15 protein-coding genes are annotated in these 16,137 nt (G+C 66.4%); 4 read left to right on the plus strand and 11 right to left on the minus strand.

The window, feature by feature from the left end:
- Positions 1 to 19 precede the first annotated feature (19 nt).
- Entirely contained in the window at positions 20 to 238 is a 219-nt protein-coding gene (locus KWG56_RS04980) for a twin-arginine translocase TatA/TatE family subunit (protein WP_201097354.1), read from the minus strand.
- A gap of 111 nt (positions 239 to 349) precedes the next feature.
- Between KWG56_RS04980 and rnhA the strand changes: the two genes are divergently transcribed.
- Complete coding sequence (rnhA, locus tag KWG56_RS04985) at positions 350 to 802, plus strand: ribonuclease HI (RefSeq protein ID WP_201097356.1); 453 nt, start codon at positions 350 to 352, stop codon at positions 800 to 802.
- Here rnhA and KWG56_RS04990 read toward each other — a convergent pair.
- From KWG56_RS04990 to kdsA, 7 genes are all read right to left on the minus strand, one after another.
- Positions 799 to 2,208, minus strand: a complete 1,410-nt coding sequence (locus tag KWG56_RS04990) for an MFS transporter (protein ID WP_219353946.1) — start codon at positions 2,206 to 2,208, stop codon at positions 799 to 801. The genes rnhA and KWG56_RS04990 overlap by 4 nt on opposite strands.
- Positions 2,209 to 2,253: 45 nt before the next feature.
- Entirely contained in the window at positions 2,254 to 2,712 is a 459-nt protein-coding gene (locus KWG56_RS04995) for an NfeD family protein (RefSeq protein WP_201097360.1), read from the minus strand.
- Between the two features lie 15 nt (positions 2,713 to 2,727).
- Positions 2,728 to 3,726 (minus strand): SPFH domain-containing protein, encoded by a 999-nt coding sequence (locus KWG56_RS05000; protein WP_201097362.1) that lies wholly within the window; start codon positions 3,724 to 3,726, stop codon positions 2,728 to 2,730.
- Positions 3,727 to 3,797: 71 nt separating this feature from the next.
- Positions 3,798 to 4,904 carry a DUF3089 domain-containing protein gene (locus KWG56_RS05005; protein ID WP_219353947.1) on the minus strand — a complete coding sequence of 369 codons (1,107 nt, stop codon included), beginning with the start codon at positions 4,902 to 4,904 and terminating at the stop codon, positions 3,798 to 3,800.
- On the minus strand, positions 4,904 to 5,905 hold the full coding sequence (gene rfaD, locus KWG56_RS05010) for an ADP-glyceromanno-heptose 6-epimerase (protein WP_244999645.1): 1,002 nt from the start codon (positions 5,903 to 5,905) through the stop codon (positions 4,904 to 4,906). The genes KWG56_RS05005 and rfaD overlap by 1 nt, the downstream gene beginning before the upstream one ends.
- The gene (gene rfaE2 / locus KWG56_RS05015) at positions 5,902 to 7,356 is read right to left on the minus strand and encodes a D-glycero-beta-D-manno-heptose 1-phosphate adenylyltransferase (protein ID WP_219353948.1); all 1,455 of its coding nucleotides are present in this window, start codon (positions 7,354 to 7,356) and stop codon (positions 5,902 to 5,904) included. The genes rfaD and rfaE2 overlap by 4 nt, the downstream gene beginning before the upstream one ends.
- An 18-nt stretch (positions 7,357 to 7,374) precedes the next feature.
- On the minus strand, positions 7,375 to 8,253 hold the full coding sequence (kdsA, locus tag KWG56_RS05020) for a 3-deoxy-8-phosphooctulonate synthase (protein ID WP_244999646.1): 879 nt from the start codon (positions 8,251 to 8,253) through the stop codon (positions 7,375 to 7,377).
- Between the two features lie 95 nt (positions 8,254 to 8,348).
- On the opposite strand from kdsA, the gene KWG56_RS05025 reads away from it, so the two are divergent.
- Entirely contained in the window at positions 8,349 to 9,815 is a 1,467-nt protein-coding gene (locus KWG56_RS05025; RefSeq protein ID WP_219353949.1) for a cryptochrome/photolyase family protein, read from the plus strand.
- Between the two features lie 90 nt (positions 9,816 to 9,905).
- Positions 9,906 to 10,730 (plus strand): 3-mercaptopyruvate sulfurtransferase, encoded by an 825-nt coding sequence (sseA, locus tag KWG56_RS05030; protein ID WP_219353950.1) that lies wholly within the window; start codon positions 9,906 to 9,908, stop codon positions 10,728 to 10,730.
- Between the two features lie 2 nt (positions 10,731 to 10,732).
- On the opposite strand, the gene KWG56_RS05035 is transcribed toward sseA, so the two are convergent.
- Entirely contained in the window at positions 10,733 to 12,061 is a 1,329-nt protein-coding gene (locus KWG56_RS05035) for a dicarboxylate/amino acid:cation symporter (RefSeq protein ID WP_244999647.1), read from the minus strand.
- Positions 12,062 to 12,096: 35 nt separating this feature from the next.
- Positions 12,097 to 13,188, minus strand: a complete 1,092-nt coding sequence (locus KWG56_RS05040) for an amino acid ABC transporter substrate-binding protein (RefSeq protein ID WP_244999648.1) — start codon at positions 13,186 to 13,188, stop codon at positions 12,097 to 12,099.
- 82 nt (positions 13,189 to 13,270) lie between these two features.
- Here KWG56_RS05040 and metC point away from each other — a divergent pair, with 82 nt between their 5' ends.
- Positions 13,271 to 14,434: a cystathionine beta-lyase gene (metC, locus tag KWG56_RS05045; RefSeq protein WP_219353951.1), complete on the plus strand. Its 1,164-nt coding sequence runs from the start codon at positions 13,271 to 13,273 to the stop codon at positions 14,432 to 14,434.
- On the opposite strand, the gene KWG56_RS05050 is transcribed toward metC, so the two are convergent.
- Positions 14,435 to 16,054, minus strand: coding sequence for an acyl-CoA dehydrogenase family protein (locus KWG56_RS05050; protein ID WP_219353952.1), 1,620 nt, complete (start codon positions 16,052 to 16,054; stop codon positions 14,435 to 14,437). It lies immediately after the preceding gene.
- Positions 16,055 to 16,137 lie beyond the last annotated feature (83 nt).

The raw sequence follows: 16,137 nt of genomic DNA on the forward strand, positions 1-16,137 counted from the left end.
CAGCCCTTACAGACGACGACTAGCGCTTCAGCTCTTCCTTTTCCGCCTCGGTGCGCGGCAGCGAGCTGACCCCCTCGCTGGGGCCGTCCTTCTTGTCTTCGTCTTTGAGGCCGTCCTTGAAGGCGCGGATGCCCTTGGCGGCGTCGCCCATGATGCCCGAAAGCTTGCCGCGGCCGCCGAACAGCAGCGCGACAACGACGATGACGATGGCCCAATGCCAGATGCTCATGGAGCCCATGGCGTAATCTCCTCGCGTGGAACCGATGATCGATCCCATCCACTATTCTTCGACGTGCATATAGGCGCAGTGATGGCCCCGCGCCAAGGGACGCTGTAGGTCTGCGCGACCATGAGTCCCTCCGATCACGTAATCATCCACACTGACGGCGCCTGCAAGGGCAATCCTGGCCCTGGCGGCTGGGGCGCCGTGCTTCAGGCCGGCGGCGGTCACGAGAAGGAATTGTGGGGCGGCGAAGCCAATACGACCAACAATCGCATGGAGTTGATGGCCGCGATCATGGCGCTGGAAGCGCTGAAACGGCCCTGCAAGGTCGAGCTTCACACCGACAGCAAATATGTGATGCAGGGAATCACCGAGTGGATGCGCGGCTGGAAGGCGCGCGGCTGGCTGACCGCCGACAAGAAGCCGGTCAAGAACGCCGACCTGTGGCAGCGCCTGGACGCGGCCCGCCTGCGCCACGACGTCAAATGGCGCTGGGTGAAGGGTCACGCGGGGCACGAACTGAACGAGCGGGCCGACCAGTTGGCGAATCGGGGCGTCGCCGAGTTGAAGCGGCGCTAGACGGCTTCGATTTCTTTCTCCGGCTCGGCCTTGCGGCGACGCACGCGCGATCCGCTCATGACGGCGCCGAAAAGGGCGGCGACGGCCGCGATCTGGAAGCCGTGACGAACGCCCGCGACAGGCGCAGATGACAGCAGGAAGGCGACGACCACCGCGCCCATCGACTGGCCCAGGACGCGGGCTGTGCCCAGACTGCCGCCCGCCGCCCCTGCCCGCTCACGCGGGGCTTCGGACAGCATGGCGCGGTTGTTTGGCGACTGGAAGAAGCCGAAGCCCGCACCGCAGACGGCCATGCGCCAGATGATGTCGAACTTGGTCGCATCGGCGTCGAGGAAGCTGAGCGCCATCAGACCGCAGGCGAAGACGGTCAAACCGATCGCCCCCAGGACCCCCGCCGAGTAACGGTCAGAAAGCCATCCGGCGAATGGAGCGGCGAACATGGTGGCCAGCGGCCAGGGCGTCATCAATAGGCCCGTCTCAACCGCGCTGAGATGCAGCGAACCTTGCAGGAAAAAGGGCAAGGCCACGAAGGCCATCATCTGGGCGGTGAAGGAGATGATGGAGGTCCCGACCGACAGGGCGAACATCGGCCGCGCCAGCAGGTCCAGGGGAATCAGGGGCGCGGCGCGCGGTTTCTCGTGTCGGAACAGCAGCACGGCGGCGGCCAGCCCCGCGCCCGTCATGCCAAAGCCCAGTATGGCGGCCTCGCCGTGCGCCAGTGACTGCAGGCCGGTGATCAGCAGGCCGAAGGCGGCGGCGCTGAGTGCGGCGCCGGTCCAGTTCAGCTTGCGCTTCTGCAGCGGATTGTGCGGCAGTGTGAACCCGGCCATCGACACGGCCAGCAGGCCGATGGGGATGTTCAGGGCGAACAGCCAGCGCCACTCGCCGACCGCCAGGATCGCGCTGGCTATGGTCGGCCCGGCGGCGGCGGCGATGGAGACGATCACCGCATTGATGCCGACCGCGCGTCCCAGGAATTTCTGCGGATAGGTGAAGCGCACCAGCGCGCCGTTCACGCTCATGATGCCCGCAGCGCCGAAGCCCTGCAGCACCCGCGCCAGGCTCAAGGTGACGATGGAATCAGACAGGGTGCAGGCGATGGAGGCCAGTGTGAAAACCGCCAGCCCCGCCTGCGACACCCGGCGATAGCCGACGATCTCGCCCAGCGAGGCCAGGGGCAGCAGCGAGACGACAATGGCGATCTGATAGGCGTTGACGATCCAGATCGACGCCGCCTCGGACGCCTGAAGATCGTGGGCGATGGACGGAAGCGCTACATTGGCGATGGCCCCGTCCAGCACGGCCAGGGTGATGCCAAGGCCGATGGAGACAATGGCCCAATATCGTCGAGGGACCGGCAAGCCATCCTGAAAGGCGGGCGTTGGAGCGGTCTGGGCGTCTGACATCAACGCCCAACGCCCATTTACCGCGAAGGTTGCCGCGAATGCCGCCTAGTGCGAGGCGGTGACCTTCAGCAGCGAACCGCTGACGCCGTGGACCAGAACATCGGCGCCGGTTTCAGGTCCTTCTCCCTCGATCTCCGCAGGCCACTCGGCGCCCGAGATGAAGACCCGGCCGCGGCCGTCGACGAAGGGCTGGACGACCCGGGCGTGCTGGCCGATCAGGCGGCTGTCACGGTCGTTGATGTCCGGGCCGCTGGGGTTGGCCTTGGACACCAGACGACGCGACAGGACAGTGGCGATCACGGTCAGCAATGCGAAGACTGCGACCTCGCCGGGCAGTCCCAGGTGAAGCCCGACCGCCGTCAGCACCGCCACGACGCCTGCCGCAACGGCGGGCCACAGCAGCCATTCCGTCGAGGCCATCGATTCGATGGCCAGCAACAGAACGCCGATAGCCAGCCAGATCCAGAAAGGCTGGGCGGCGTACAGATTGAGGACGGCGGTCATGGCTCAGAGGTCCTGTCAGGCCGAAGGCGGAACGCTGCCGCCCGCTGGGCGGCGCGGGGCGGACGGGCGCGGCGGCTGGGGCGCGCGGGCGCTGTCCTGGCTCTGGTCCTGCGCAAGGCCGACCAGTTGGCCGATGCCGGCGATGGTGCCGACCAGGGCGCCCATTTCGGCGGGCACGATGACGGTGCGCTGCTGCGGGCTGCGCGCCAACTCGGCGAAGGCTTCGACATACTTCTGGGCGACGAAGTAGTTGATGGCGTTCACGTCACCGCGCGCGATGGCTTCCGACACCATGGCGGTGGCGCGGGCCTCGGCCTCGGCTTCACGTTCGCGGGCCTCGGCGTCGCGGAAGGCGGCTTCCTTGCGGCCTTCAGCCTGAAGGATGGCGGCCTGTTTGGCGCCCTCGGCGCGGGCGATGGCGGCGGACTTTTCGCCGTCAGCCTCGGTGATGACGGCGCGGCGTTCACGCTCGGCCTTCATCTGACGGGCCATGGCGTTGGTGATGTCGGTCGGCGGGGTCAGGTCCTTGATTTCGATGCGGTTGACCTTGACGCCCCAGGGCTCAGTCGCCGCGTCGATGACGTGCAGCAGGCGGGTGTTGATGCTGTCGCGCTGGCTCAGCACCTCGTCCAGCTCCATCGAGCCGACGACGGTCCGCAGGTTGGTCATGCAAAGCTGCGAGATGGCGTAGGGCAGGTCGTCGACGCGATAGGCGGCGCGCGCCGAATCCATCACCTGAATGAAGACGATGCCGTCGACCTTCACCATGGCGTTGTCCTTGGTGATGACCTCCTGCGTCGGGACGTCCAGCACCTGCTCCATCATGTTCATGCGACGACCGACGCGTTCCACGAAGGGCGTCAGGAAGCCGATGCCGGGGCTAAGGGTCTTGGTGTATTTGCCGAAACGCTCAACCGTGAACTCACGTCCTTGCGGTACAATCTTGATTACGCTGAACAACAGCGCGATCGCGAGCAGAAGCACGACCCCGGCGAAAATGGTGGCTACGTCCATATGGAAACTCCCTTTGACGCAAGGTTACGCATCTCCATCGCACGGCGCTACCTAAACTGAACGGGCCTCGCTCAAGGCTTCACCGATTCAAGCCTATAGGTGGTGAGCCGGTCCGCAATGTCAGCTTCAAGGTCGCCGTAGAACAGATTGTATGGTCTGGCTTTTCTCCTGTCCGACCAACTGCCTCCATCGCGGAAAGACTCCAGGTTCGGCCAACTGTGACGCAGCAATCCCTCGCGGCACTGGGTCTTCACTTCACGCGTCATCAAGGCGGGCCGCGCGCCCCATTCCAGGCCCGTCGCATTGGTGGCGCCGCGATGCATCCGTTCCGGAACCGGGGCCACGTCTGTCGTGCCGGTGATGGGGTTGACGCACAGGCCTGCGCGACCGTTCAACTCGACCAACCGCCCCTTGTCGTCCCAGATCAGGGCCCGACGGAAACGCCTGCGACCGGCTGAATCGTCATTGTCGCCGACCTGGGACCAGGCGACGATGCAGTGCAACTCCCGGCGCGTGGTGCAGGCGGGGATGTTCGCCGGCACGCGATCTGCGGCGATGATCACGTCCATCAGATAGGCGGCGACGAGACGGTCACGGACCGCCGGATCTGGTGAAATCCGTTCACGCAGCAGCCGGTCCAGCAGTTCAGCCCCCTGCTCCACACCCGCCACCACGATGGGGCCGTCAGGGTGGCGGGTCAGCCAGTTGTCGAAGGCGGCCAGAACATCCTGATAGGCGAAGGCCCGGGCCTCTCGCGCATCATCGCGCAGCGTCAGGCGGGAATAGAGGCTGGCCTGCCGGTACAGCGGCGCGCTGACGGCGCCCGCCCGCGCGAACGGCCCGGCGTAGTTCGGCAGGACGACGCGGCGCAGATAGGCGTCGGAAGCGGGGTCGCCGATGGGGCCGTTCCATTCCCTGCCCCCGTCGAAGGTGGTGGAATGGACGAAGAAGACCGCTGCCTCGCCCGCCCCGGCGACGCGCGCCTCGTACAGGGCCCAGGGCTTGCGCGTGGTGTAATCAGGCGCGGGCGGCGGGACATAGGTCTGGAACGGAACCTGCGGATCGAGTCCTGCGCGCAGGATGTCGCCGCGCCAGACGGCGACGGCCGCCGTGAGGATGAACACCACGGCGAAACCCGCATAGCCGACCCATTGGCGGAAGGTCAGCTTGGGCAGCATCAGCGATACGGGTCCGATGTGGCCAGGAAGTCCTGAACGTAGCGACGCACGCCCTCTTCCAGCGGTGTGGCCTGGCCTTCGAAACCGGCGGCGCGGATGCGGTCCATGCGGGCCTGAGTGAAATACTGATACCGGTCGCGGATCACCTCGGGCATGTCGACATAGGCGATGGAGGCGTCCTTGCCCGCCGCAGCAAAGGTGGCGCGCGCCAGATCCTCGAACGAACGCGCCTGTCCCGAACCGACGTTGAAGACGCCCGAAACCTCAGGTGACTGCAGCAGGAACTCGATGATGTCGACCGCGTCATCGACATAGACGAAGTCGCGCAGTTGACCGCCGTCGGCGTAGTTGGGGTTGTGCGACTTGAACAGACTGACAGTCTCGCCCGCCGCCACCTTAGGCCAGATCTGGGCCACGACCGACTTCATCGTTCCCTTGTGGCCTTCGTTGGGGCCATAGACGTTGAAGAACTTCAGACCCGCCCACTGACGCGGCGCCTGTCCGCGATTCGCCTGGCGTACGGCGTGCTGATCGAACAGCATTTTTGAGTACCCATAGGCGTTTAGCGGGCGAAGTTTGGACAAGGACTCAGCGTCGTCGTCGTCATCGAAACCTGTTGCGCCATCGCCGTAGGTCGCCGCCGACGAGGCGTAGATCAGACGGGCATCGCGGATCGTGCACCAGTCCCACAGGTCGCGCGACAGGGTGAAGTTGGTGCGCAGGATCAGATCGGCGTCCGGCTCGGTCGTTGAGGAAATGGCGCCCATATGGACCACGGCCTCGATGCGTTCGGCGTGACGCTCCAGTTGTTCGAACAGCTCTTCCGGCGACCAGAAGTCCGCGATGGGGTGTTTGGCCAGATTCTTCCACTTGGCCAGATCGGCCGTTTCCAGCCGGTCGCAGACCACGACGTCATAGGCCGTCTCAGCCGTCAGCCGCGCCACGATGTTGGAGCCGATGAAGCCGGCGCCGCCGGTCACCACGATCATTCTGGGCGTCATTGTGCCGAGCCAGTCATTTTTTCGATTGTGCGGGTGGTGGAGAACCCGTCCTTGAAATCCGCCAGACGGACGACGCCGCCCCAGCTTTCCACCAGATCGCCGCCGACGACGCCCTCGCGTGTATAGTCCGACCCCTTGATCAGCACATCAGGCCGCAGCCGTTCGATCAGGGCGATGGGGGTCGGGTCGCCGAAACTGGTCACCCGATCCACGCTGCTTAAGGCCCCGATCACCACGGCGCGACTGTCCAGATCATTGACCGGCCTGCCCTCGCCCTTCAGCGCCTTGACCGAGGCGTCGGTGTTCAGCGCCACGACCAGTCTGTCGCACCAACTGCGCGCCTGAGCCAGATAGGCGACGTGGCCGCGGTGCAGGATGTCGAAACAGCCGTTGGTGAAGCCGACCTTCAGGCCCTGACGGCGCCAGGCCTCGACCTCGGCGGCCAGTTCGTCCAGCGGCGTGACCTTGGCCTGGGCCGCGACAGCGTGCTGGCTCAGCTCCGCGTCGATCAGTTCGGTCGGGGTGACGACAGCGGTGCCTGATTTGCCCACCACGACGCCGGAAGCCAGAATGGCGAACTGAACCGCCGTCTCCAGGGAGACGCCAGCGCCCAGCGCCAGCCCCAGCGACGCCAGAACCGTGTCGCCTGCCCCTGACACGTCGAAGACTTCCCGCGCACGACCGGGGAAATGCTGAACTGGCCCGTCGCGACGAGCCAGGCTCATGCCCTTGCCGGCGCGGGTGACGATGATGGCGCGCGCCGTGGTCTGGGCCAACAGGGCGGCCAGCGCCGCCTCGATCTCTGCATCGGTTTCGACCGGCAGGCCGGTGGCCCCGGCCAGCTCGGAGGCGTTGGGCTTGATCACATCGACCGCGCCATAGCGGGCGAAGTCGCGGCCCTTGGGGTCCACGATGACCGGCGCGCCGTTGGACTGGGCGGCGGCAAGTGCGGCCCGGATCAGGTCGTCGCTGACAACGCCCTTGGCGTAATCAGATAAAAGAATAGCCGAAGCTTCTGAAAACGCGCTTGAATCAGAAATCGACACGGGCGCCGCGTCGTCATCGAGACGCAGAAGCTGCTGGCCTGCCGCGACAAAGCGCGTCTTGACGATGGTGGCGGCGCCAGGCGGTCGGCTGATGAAGTCGGCGATCCGATCCTCTGCCGCGATCAGGTCCCGCAGTTCGGCGCCCGCGGCGTCATCGCCTGCGACCGCGCCCAGCTGAGCCAGACCGCCCAGAGCGGCCACGTTGCGGGCGACATTGCCCACGCCGCCCGGCATGGCGGTCGTGCGACGCGCGCGCAGGACCGGGATCGGCGCCTCAGGCGAAATGCGGCTGACCTCGCCATAGACATACCGATCCAGCATCAGATCGCCGACGCAGGCGATCTTCAGGTCACGCACGCGCTCCAGCAGGTTTTGCAGGGCGCCCAGATCGAGGGTGTCAGACATGCGCCCGACCTAGAGGATTCAAGCCGCTGACGCCACCGGCGCCTTGACGCCGATCTTGATGGCCAGGTCGTCGAAGGCGATCAGTTGCGCGGCCAGTTCCTCGAACTTGTCCAGCGGCACCATATTGGGGCCGTCCGACGGGGCGTTGTCGGGGTCTTCGTGTGTCTCCAAGAAGACGGCGTCGACGCCGACAGAGACGGCGGCGCGGGCCAGAACCGGCACGAACTCACGCTGGCCGCCCGAGGAGGTGCCCTGCCCGCCCGGCTGTTGCACGCTGTGGGTCGCGTCGAACACGACCGGGCAGCCGATGTCGCGCAGCACCGGCAGGGCGCGCATGTCGCTGATCAGGGTGTTGTAGCCGAAGCTGGCGCCGCGCTCGCAGGCCATGACGTTGGGATTGCCCGCGCCGACCACCTTGGCGATGACGTTCTTCATGTCCCAGGGGGCCAGGAACTGACCCTTCTTGATATTGATGGCCTTGCCGGTCGCGGCGGCGGCCAGCAGCAGATCTGTCTGGCGGCTGAGGAAGGCGGGAATCTGCAGCACGTCGACGACTTCGCCCACCGGACCGCACTGGGCCTCGGAGTGAACGTCGGTCAGAGTCGGCAGGCCGGTGACCTGGCGGATTTCAGCGAAGATCGGCAGGGCGTCTTTCAGGCCGATGCCGCGCGCCGCGCTGGCGCTGGTGCGGTTGGCCTTGTCGAAGCTGGTCTTGTAGATGATGCCGGCGTTCAGTCGTTCGCCGATCTCCTTGAGCCTGTGGGCCGTCTCCAGCGCGTGCTGGCGGCTTTCCATCTGGCAGGGACCGGCGATAAAGACGATTCTTGCACCGCCGCCGATGACGACAGGCGTCCGAAGACCTTCGGACAACGTAATGACGGCGTTGGGTCGGCTCACGAGGCGGCTCTCTTGCGAATGACGTTATGAATGCGGCCTGTGCCGCAAGGATGAGGCCATCAGGTGGCGCTCTTGAAGGAAGAGTTCAAGTTATCATGCAGTCGCCCCACGTGACCACCAGGCCAGTCATTCTCTGGTTCCGTCGCGATCTGCGGCTGCAGGATAATCCCGCCTTGAACCGTGCGATTGAAGCTGAACGCCCCGTTCTGCCGGTCTTTATCCTGGATGAGGGGGCGGAACGGCTTCTGGGCGGGGCGGCGCGCTGGTGGCTGGACAAGTCGTTGAGAGCGCTGGCGAGCAATCTTGAGGCGCGGGGTTCGCGACTGATCCTGCGGCGCGGCGATTCGCTGTCGGTGTTGCAGGGGCTGATCACGGAAACCGGCGCCGAGGCCCTGTTTCTGAACCGCAGTTTCGAACCCGCGGGCTTCGAGCGCGACGCTGACATCGCCTATGCGCTGCAGGCGGACGGCGTGTCCTGTCACGGCTTCAACGGCTCGCTGTTGTGCCCGCCGGGATCGGTGCTGAACGGGTCTGGCCAGCCGTACAAGGTGTTCACGCCCTTCATGAAGGCGCTGCTCGGCAAGTTCGAACCGCCCGCAGGATTGGAGCCGCCTGCACGGATCGTCACTCCGCAAATCGCCAGCGATGGGTTGGACGAGTGGGGCCTGCATCCCCGGCGCCCCGATTGGTCGGGCGGGTTCGACTGGACGCCGGGTGAAGCAGGGGCGCTGGACAATCTGTCGGCCTTCATCAACGGCGGGCTGAAGACCTACAGTCACGGGCGGGATATTCCGGGCCGTGCAAACACAAGCCGCTTGTCCCCCCACCTGCACTGGGGCGAGATCAGTCCCTGGCGGGCGGTGCGTGAGGCGCGCGAAGCCGCCGTTCAGGGGCGCGTTCCGGCCGCAGAGGCGGAGAAGTTCGTCGCCGAGATCGTGTGGCGCGATTTCTCGACGCACCTGCTGCACCATTTCCCCTTCATCGAAAGCCGGGCCTTCCGAGCGGAATATGACGCCATGCCATGGCGGGATGATCCGGCGGCGCTGGAGGCCTGGCGACGGGGGCAGACCGGCTATCCTCTGGTCGACGCCGGTATGCGGCAGTTGTGGGCGACGGGATGGATGCACAATCGGGTGCGGATGGTCGTCGCCTCCTTCCTGGTCAAACACCTGATGATCGACTGGCGTGAGGGCGAGGCCTGGTTCTGGGACACGCTGGTCGACGCCGACCTGGCTAGCAATGTGCAGAACTGGCAGTGGGTGGCGGGTTCCGGCGCTGACGCCGCTCCCTATTTCCGCATCTTCAATCCGACGGCGCAGGGACAGAAGTTCGATGGCGACGGCGCCTATGTGCGGCGTTGGGTTCCCGAACTGTGCCGCCTGCCCGATAAGTGGATTCAGGCCCCGTGGACGGCGCCGACCGAGATCCTGCGGGATGCCGGGGTGCGATTGGGCGACACCTATCCCAGGCCTGTCGTGGATCATGACGTGGCGCGCGCGCGGGCGCTGAATGCGCTGAAGGCCGTCTCAGGACGGGGCGACGACCACAGCGACCGCGATTGACCCTATGGCGTTTTAAAGGGACACCTTCTGCCACAGGTCGCCTCAGCCGACTGGCGATACAGATGATGTGCAACTGGCGTTGAGCAGACCATGAACCCTTTGATCTCGACCGATGAACTGGCGGCTGTGCTGGGCGCGCCGGACCTGCGTTTGATCGACGGCAGCTGGCATCTGGATGGCCGCGACGCCGCCGCCCAGTTCGCCGAGGGGCATATTCCGGGGGCGGTCTTTTTTGATCTGGAGGCCGTGTCGGACGCCGACAGCCCCCTGCCCCACATGCTGCCGACACCGGAAGCCTTCGCCGCGTCGATCGGGGCGCTGGGCGTCAGTGCGGACGATCATATCGTCGTCTATGACACGGCGGGTCTGTTTTCGGCGGCGCGCGTCTGGTGGATGTTCAGAACCATGGGCGCCAGCCGGGTTCAGGTGCTGGACGGCGGCCTGCCCAAATGGCTGTCCGAAGGGCGCCGTGTGACGTCGGATGCAGAGCAATCTGACGCCGCGGTCTTCCAACCCGATTTCAAACCTGATGCGGTCGTGGACGCCGAACAGGTGCGTGCCGCTTTGGCCGCCCAGGCTCAGGTCGTCGATGCGCGCGGCGCGGCGCGGTTTCGGGGTGACGCCGCTGAGCCGCGTCCCGGCGCAAGGGCCGGTCACATGCCCGGGGCGCTCAACCTGCCCTATAATCGTCTGCTGAACGACGACGGCACAATGAAGCGCGGCCAGGCCCTGGCGCAGGTGTTCGCCGATGCGGGCGTCGATGTCGCCAGGCCGGTGACCACCACCTGCGGGTCAGGCGTCACCGCCGCCATCCTCAGCCTTGGGCTGGCTGAACTGGGCAAGCCGTCGCAACTTTATGACGGCTCCTGGGCCGAATGGGGCGGCCGCGCCGACACGCCGGTGATGACGGGCTGAGATCAGGCCGGAACGGGCGCCGCCGCCGTGCTGTCGGCGCCCTCGTCCTCGGGATCATTGTCTTCGCCACGTGAGACGATGGTGGCCAACGCCAGGTCGCCGGTCACGTTCAGCGTCGTGCGACACATGTCCAGGAAGCGATCGACGCCCAGGATCAGGCCGATCCCTTCTGGCGGCACCCCGACCATGACCAGGATCATCGCCACGACGGGCAGAGAGCCCGCCGGCACGCCCGCCGTGCCGACGCCGCCTAGTATGCAGACCAGCATGACGATGAACTGCTGCATCAGGGTCAGTTCGATGCCGAAGAACTGGGCCAGGAACAACACGGTCACACCCTCGAACAGGGCTGTGCCGTTCTGATTGGCGGTGGCGCCGACCGTCAGGACGAAGCGGGCGATCTTGCGCGGCAGGTGAAGCTGCTGCTCGGCCGCGCGCAGGGCAAACGTCAGGGAGGCGTTGGACGAGGCGGTCGAGAAGGCCACGATCATCGGCTCGCGAACGCCCCGGAAGAAGGCGACGGGCGACATGCCGCCCAGGAACCAGACGGCCAGCGGATAGACGACGAACATGTGGATCGCCATCGCGCCCACGGCGACCGCCACATAGGCCGCCAGGCGGATCAACAGCTCGAAACCGAACAGGGCCGCCAGATTGAACATCAGGCAGGCGATGGCCAGAGGGGCCAGTTTGATGAAGAGGTTGATCAGCTTCATCGTGATCTCGAACAGGCCCTGAACCACCTCCTGCAGCCGATCCGTCGCCGGGCTCTTAGCCATGACCAGGCCGACGCCGAAGAACAGGGCGAAGACCATAACCGGCAGGATCGCGTTTTCGGCGGCGGCGGTGAATACGTTGGACGGCACCAGCTCAAGGAAGAAATCGCCCAGGGAAATGCTGGTCGGGGCGCTGTTCACGATGCTGGCGGCGCCCGCCTTGCCCTGATCCAGCAGGGACTGGGCCAGAACCGGATCGACGCCGCGTCCGGGCTGGAACAGATTGACCATGCCCATGCCGATGACGACCGCAATGCCTGAAATCACGATGGTCAGAAGCAGGGTCTTCAGGCCCGTTCGACCCAGCGAGGCCAGATCGCCCATCTCGGCGACCCCCATGACCAGGGCCGAGAACAGCAGCGGGATCACCATCATGAACAGCAGGCGCAGGAAGACCTGGCCAATCGGCCCGGTGACGTTCGCGGTCAGCCACTGCACCCAGCCCACATCCCCGCCGACGGCAAGGTGAACCAGAAGGCCGGTGCTGAGACCCAGGCTGAAGCCGATCAGCATCTGCCAGTGAAGCGGAAGCTTTCCGCGTTTCGTCTCCGTCATCTTTCCTCCTGAGGAAAAGGTGCGCGTGTCAGCGGTTACCGGATCGGCAACCCGTAAATCAGGCCCGGCGGCTGGGCGTTCCATTGGGCGTTCAGGCCGCGCTCCAGCTTCAGCGGGGACTGCGGACCCAGATTGCGGTCGAAGATCTGACCGTAGTTGCCGGTGGCGCGCACTGCGTTCGCGCCCCAGGTCTTGGGCAGGCCCAGCATGGCGCCATAGTCGCCCTCGACACCCAGCAGACGACGGACACGGGGATCGCGTGAATCCTTGGCCTGAGCTTCGGCATTTTCGCGGGTTACGCCCAGTTCTTCAGCCAGGATCACAGCGTTCAGGGTCCAGCGCACGACCGAGGCCCAGCGTTCGTCGCCCGCCTTGACCACCGGTCCCAGCGGCTCTTTGGACGCCACGTCGGACAGGATGGCGTGCTCCTGCGGATTGGTCAGGGTGGTGCGAGCGGCGGCCAGGGCCGAGATGTCGGCGCTGAAGGCGTCGCAGTCTTCGCGGGCATAGGCGTCGCGGGCAGCCTCCTCGGTGGTCAGGACGACCGGGCGATAGTCCACGCCGCGCGAGCGGAAGAAGTCGTCGGCGTTCGCCTCTGCGGTCGAGTTGGACTGCACGCAGACGCGGGCGCCGTTCAGTTCGGTCGCGCTGGACAGGTTCAGCGACCGCCGCACCAGGAAGCCCTGACCGTCGTAATAGTTGATGCCCGCGAAGATGAAGCCTTCGCCCGCGTCGCGCGTCATGGTCCAGGACGAGTTGCGCCACAGGACGTCGATCCGCCCATCATTCAGCGCCTTGAAACGATCCCCGGCCGACACGGGTACGAAACGCACCGCATCCCCGTCGCCCAGAATGGCGGCGGCCAGAGCGCGGCAGAAGTCGGCGTCGAACCCGCGCCACTGTCCGCGATTGTCCGTATAGGCGAAACCGACCAGCCCCTGATGCACGCCGCAGTTCAGGCGACCACGCTGTTTCACCGCGCGCAGGATCGGGCTTTGCGGCAGATGGCCCGCCTCGGTCGTTGCGGCTTCGGGCGCTGGAGTTTCCGGCGCAGGGGCAGCCGCTTGTCGGCTGCAGGCTCCCGCCAGCAGCAGCGCCGCCATGGCTCCGATTGTCCAGCACCGCATCGCGTAAACTCTCCCTCCGCCGCTTGCGCCCGGCAGAGTTTAGAGGCCTTTAGGCCCTGATCCGCAACCCATCGGAGAGGTCATGTCGCCGCACTCAGATCGCACCCGCCTGATCGCCTCCGCAACCCGCCGGGGTCAGGGGCGACGGCCCGTGAACCCGCCGATTGAGCGCGCCTCGACCATGCTCAGCGACACGGCGGGCGCCATGCGCGATGGGGCCGCCGGCCCGGTCTATGGGCTGGAGGGGACCACGGCGGCGCGAGAACTGCGCGCAGCCCTGGCCGATCTGGAGGGCGGCGGCCAGGCGTTCCTGGTTCCTTCGGGTCTGGCGTCGGTGACGGTTCCAGTTCTGGCCCTGACGCGTCCGGGCGACGAGATCGTCACGACCGACGCCGTCTATGGCCCCACGCGACGCTTCCTTAGCCGCTATCTGGCGAGCCGCGGCGTGACGACCCGGTTCCTGCCTGCGGGCGCGGATGCCGATGCGATCATCGCCGCCATCGGGGAGAAGACGCGGTTGGTGCTGATGGAATCGCCTGCATCCCTGACCTTCGAAATGGTCGATGTGGCCAAGGTCGCGGCCGCCTGTCGGTCGCGCGACGTCCTGACGGTGCTGGACAACACCTGGGCGGCGGGACTGGCGTTCAAGCCGCTGGCGCATGGCGTGGATGTCAGCGTCCAGGCCCTGACCAAATACGCCGCCGGTCATTCCGACGTGCTGATCGGCGGCATCGTCGCCAATGAGGCGCGACTGATCCGGGCCATCGGCGACGCCATTGAGGACATGGGCTGGCATGTGTCGCCGGACGACGCCTGGCTGACCCTGCGAGGCCTGCGGACCCTGCCGCTGCGCTACGCCGAACAGGGGCGGTCGGGGTTGCGGGTGGCCCAGTGGCTGCAGGCGCGGCCTGAGGTGGCGCGGGTGCTGTATCCGCCCCTCCCCGGCTCGGTCGGCCATGATCTGTGGGCGCGCGACTTCACCGGCGCCGCCTCGCTGATGGGCGTGGTGATGAAGGGCGGCGACGCAGCGGCGGGGCGACGTTTCCTCGACGCCCTCAGCCTGTTCGGTCTGGGCTATTCATGGGGCGGGTTCGAAAGCCTGGCCACGCATGAAACGCACCAGATGGCCTATCGCGACCATCCCACGCCGCTAGAGGGGGAGTTGATCCGTTTCAACATCGGGCTGGAAGACCCCGCCGATCTGATCGCCGATCTGGAGCGGGGTCTGGCGGCCTTTGCGGGCTGATCAGGCGGGCATGGTGCGATCCAGAATGGCGGCGGTGTCGATCACTGCATCATGGGCGCCGTAGGCTGATCCCCGGTCCGTCAGCCGCAGGCGGCAGAAGGCTTCGGCCGACGGATTGTCCCACGCCAGCAGGATCGCGGCCTGAGCAGCCAGCGCCAACCGCTCGACCACCAGACGCGCGCCCGCCTCATGCGCCGTCTCGAATGACAGGCCGTCCAGCCAGGCGTCATAGGCGCCGTCGCGTCCGCGCTGCTGCTCAACGAAACCGCGCAGGGCTTCGACTGATTGCGGCTCACGCCCCATGGCGCGCAGGACGTCCAGGGCGATGACATTGCCCGACCCTTCCCAGATGGCGTTCAGCGGGGACTGGCGGAACAGGCGCGGCATGGGGCCTGTCTCGACATAGCCCGCACCGCCCAGGCTCTCCATCGCCTCATAGACGAAGCCGGGCGCCCGCTTGCACACCCAGTATTTGGCGATGGGCGTCAGCAGGCGGCCCAGGGCGTCGTCCTCGTCGAAGGTCTGGGCCAGCCGCAGCCCCATGGCCGTGGCCGCCTCGCTGTCAACCGCCAGATCGGCCAGAACCGCCGCCATCATCGGCTGATCAATCAGCCGCTTTTGGAAGACCGAGCGATGCGCCGCGTGCCAGACCGCCTGCGCCATGGCGCCGCGCATCTGCTGGGCCGATCCCAGCACGCAGTCCAGCCGAGTATGCTGGACCATGCGGATGATGGTGGCCACGCCGCGTCCCTCCGGCCCGATCCGCTGGGCCAGGGCGCCGTGGTATTCGATCTCGGACGAGGCGTTGGACTTGTCGCCCATCTTGTCCTTCAGCCGCATGACGCGGAACCCGGCGTTGCGTTGACCGTCCGGCGTCCAGCGCGGGACCAGGAAACAGGTCAACCCGCCCTCGGCATAGGCCAGCGTCAGGAAGGCGTCCGACATGGGCGCCGAGCAGAACCATTTGTGGCCGGTCAGTGCATACCAGCCCGCCTCCGCCGTCGGTTCGGCCCGCGTGGTGTTGGCGCGCACGTCCGAACCGCCCTGTTTTTCGGTCATGGCCATGCCGATGGTGACGCCCGCCTTTTCAGCCGCCGGACGCACGGCGGGGTCATAGCGGCCGGATTGAACGCGTGGCGTCCATTCGGCGGCGACCGAAGGCTCCACCTCCAGCGCGGCGACCGAGGCATAGGTCATGGTCATCGGGCAGGTCGTGCCCGAATCCGCCTGCCCCGTCATGAACAGGGTCGCGGCGTGCGCCACGTGCCCCGCAGGCGTCCCGTCCCACGCGACAGAGGCGAAGCCGGAATCCAGGCCCAGGCGCATCAACTGATGATAGGCCGGGTGAAACGTCACCTCGTCGATACGGCGGCCATAGTGGTCGAAACTGTCCAGAACCGGCGGATTGCGGTTGGCCTGAACGCCCCAGCCGATCACCTCGGCCGACCCGCAACGTGCGCCCAGTTGGTCCAGGCGCGCGGCGTGTTGACCGCCGCCTGCCTTGTCGACTGCATCCTTCAACGCTTGATCGCCCGAGAACAGGTTGACGTCCTCCAGCGGCGGCGGCTGGTTCAGGACCTCATGCGTATCCAGATGGTCGATGGGGCGAAGGGCGGACATGGGCGTCTCCGTCTGCGAAGCGCCAACGATAGGCCATGAAAAAGGGCCGCGCCAATCGGCGCGGCCCAAGGTTTAGGTTGAGA

Source organism: Brevundimonas nasdae, assembly GCF_019395145.1.
GTDB lineage: Bacteria > Pseudomonadota > Alphaproteobacteria > Caulobacterales > Caulobacteraceae > Brevundimonas > Brevundimonas nasdae.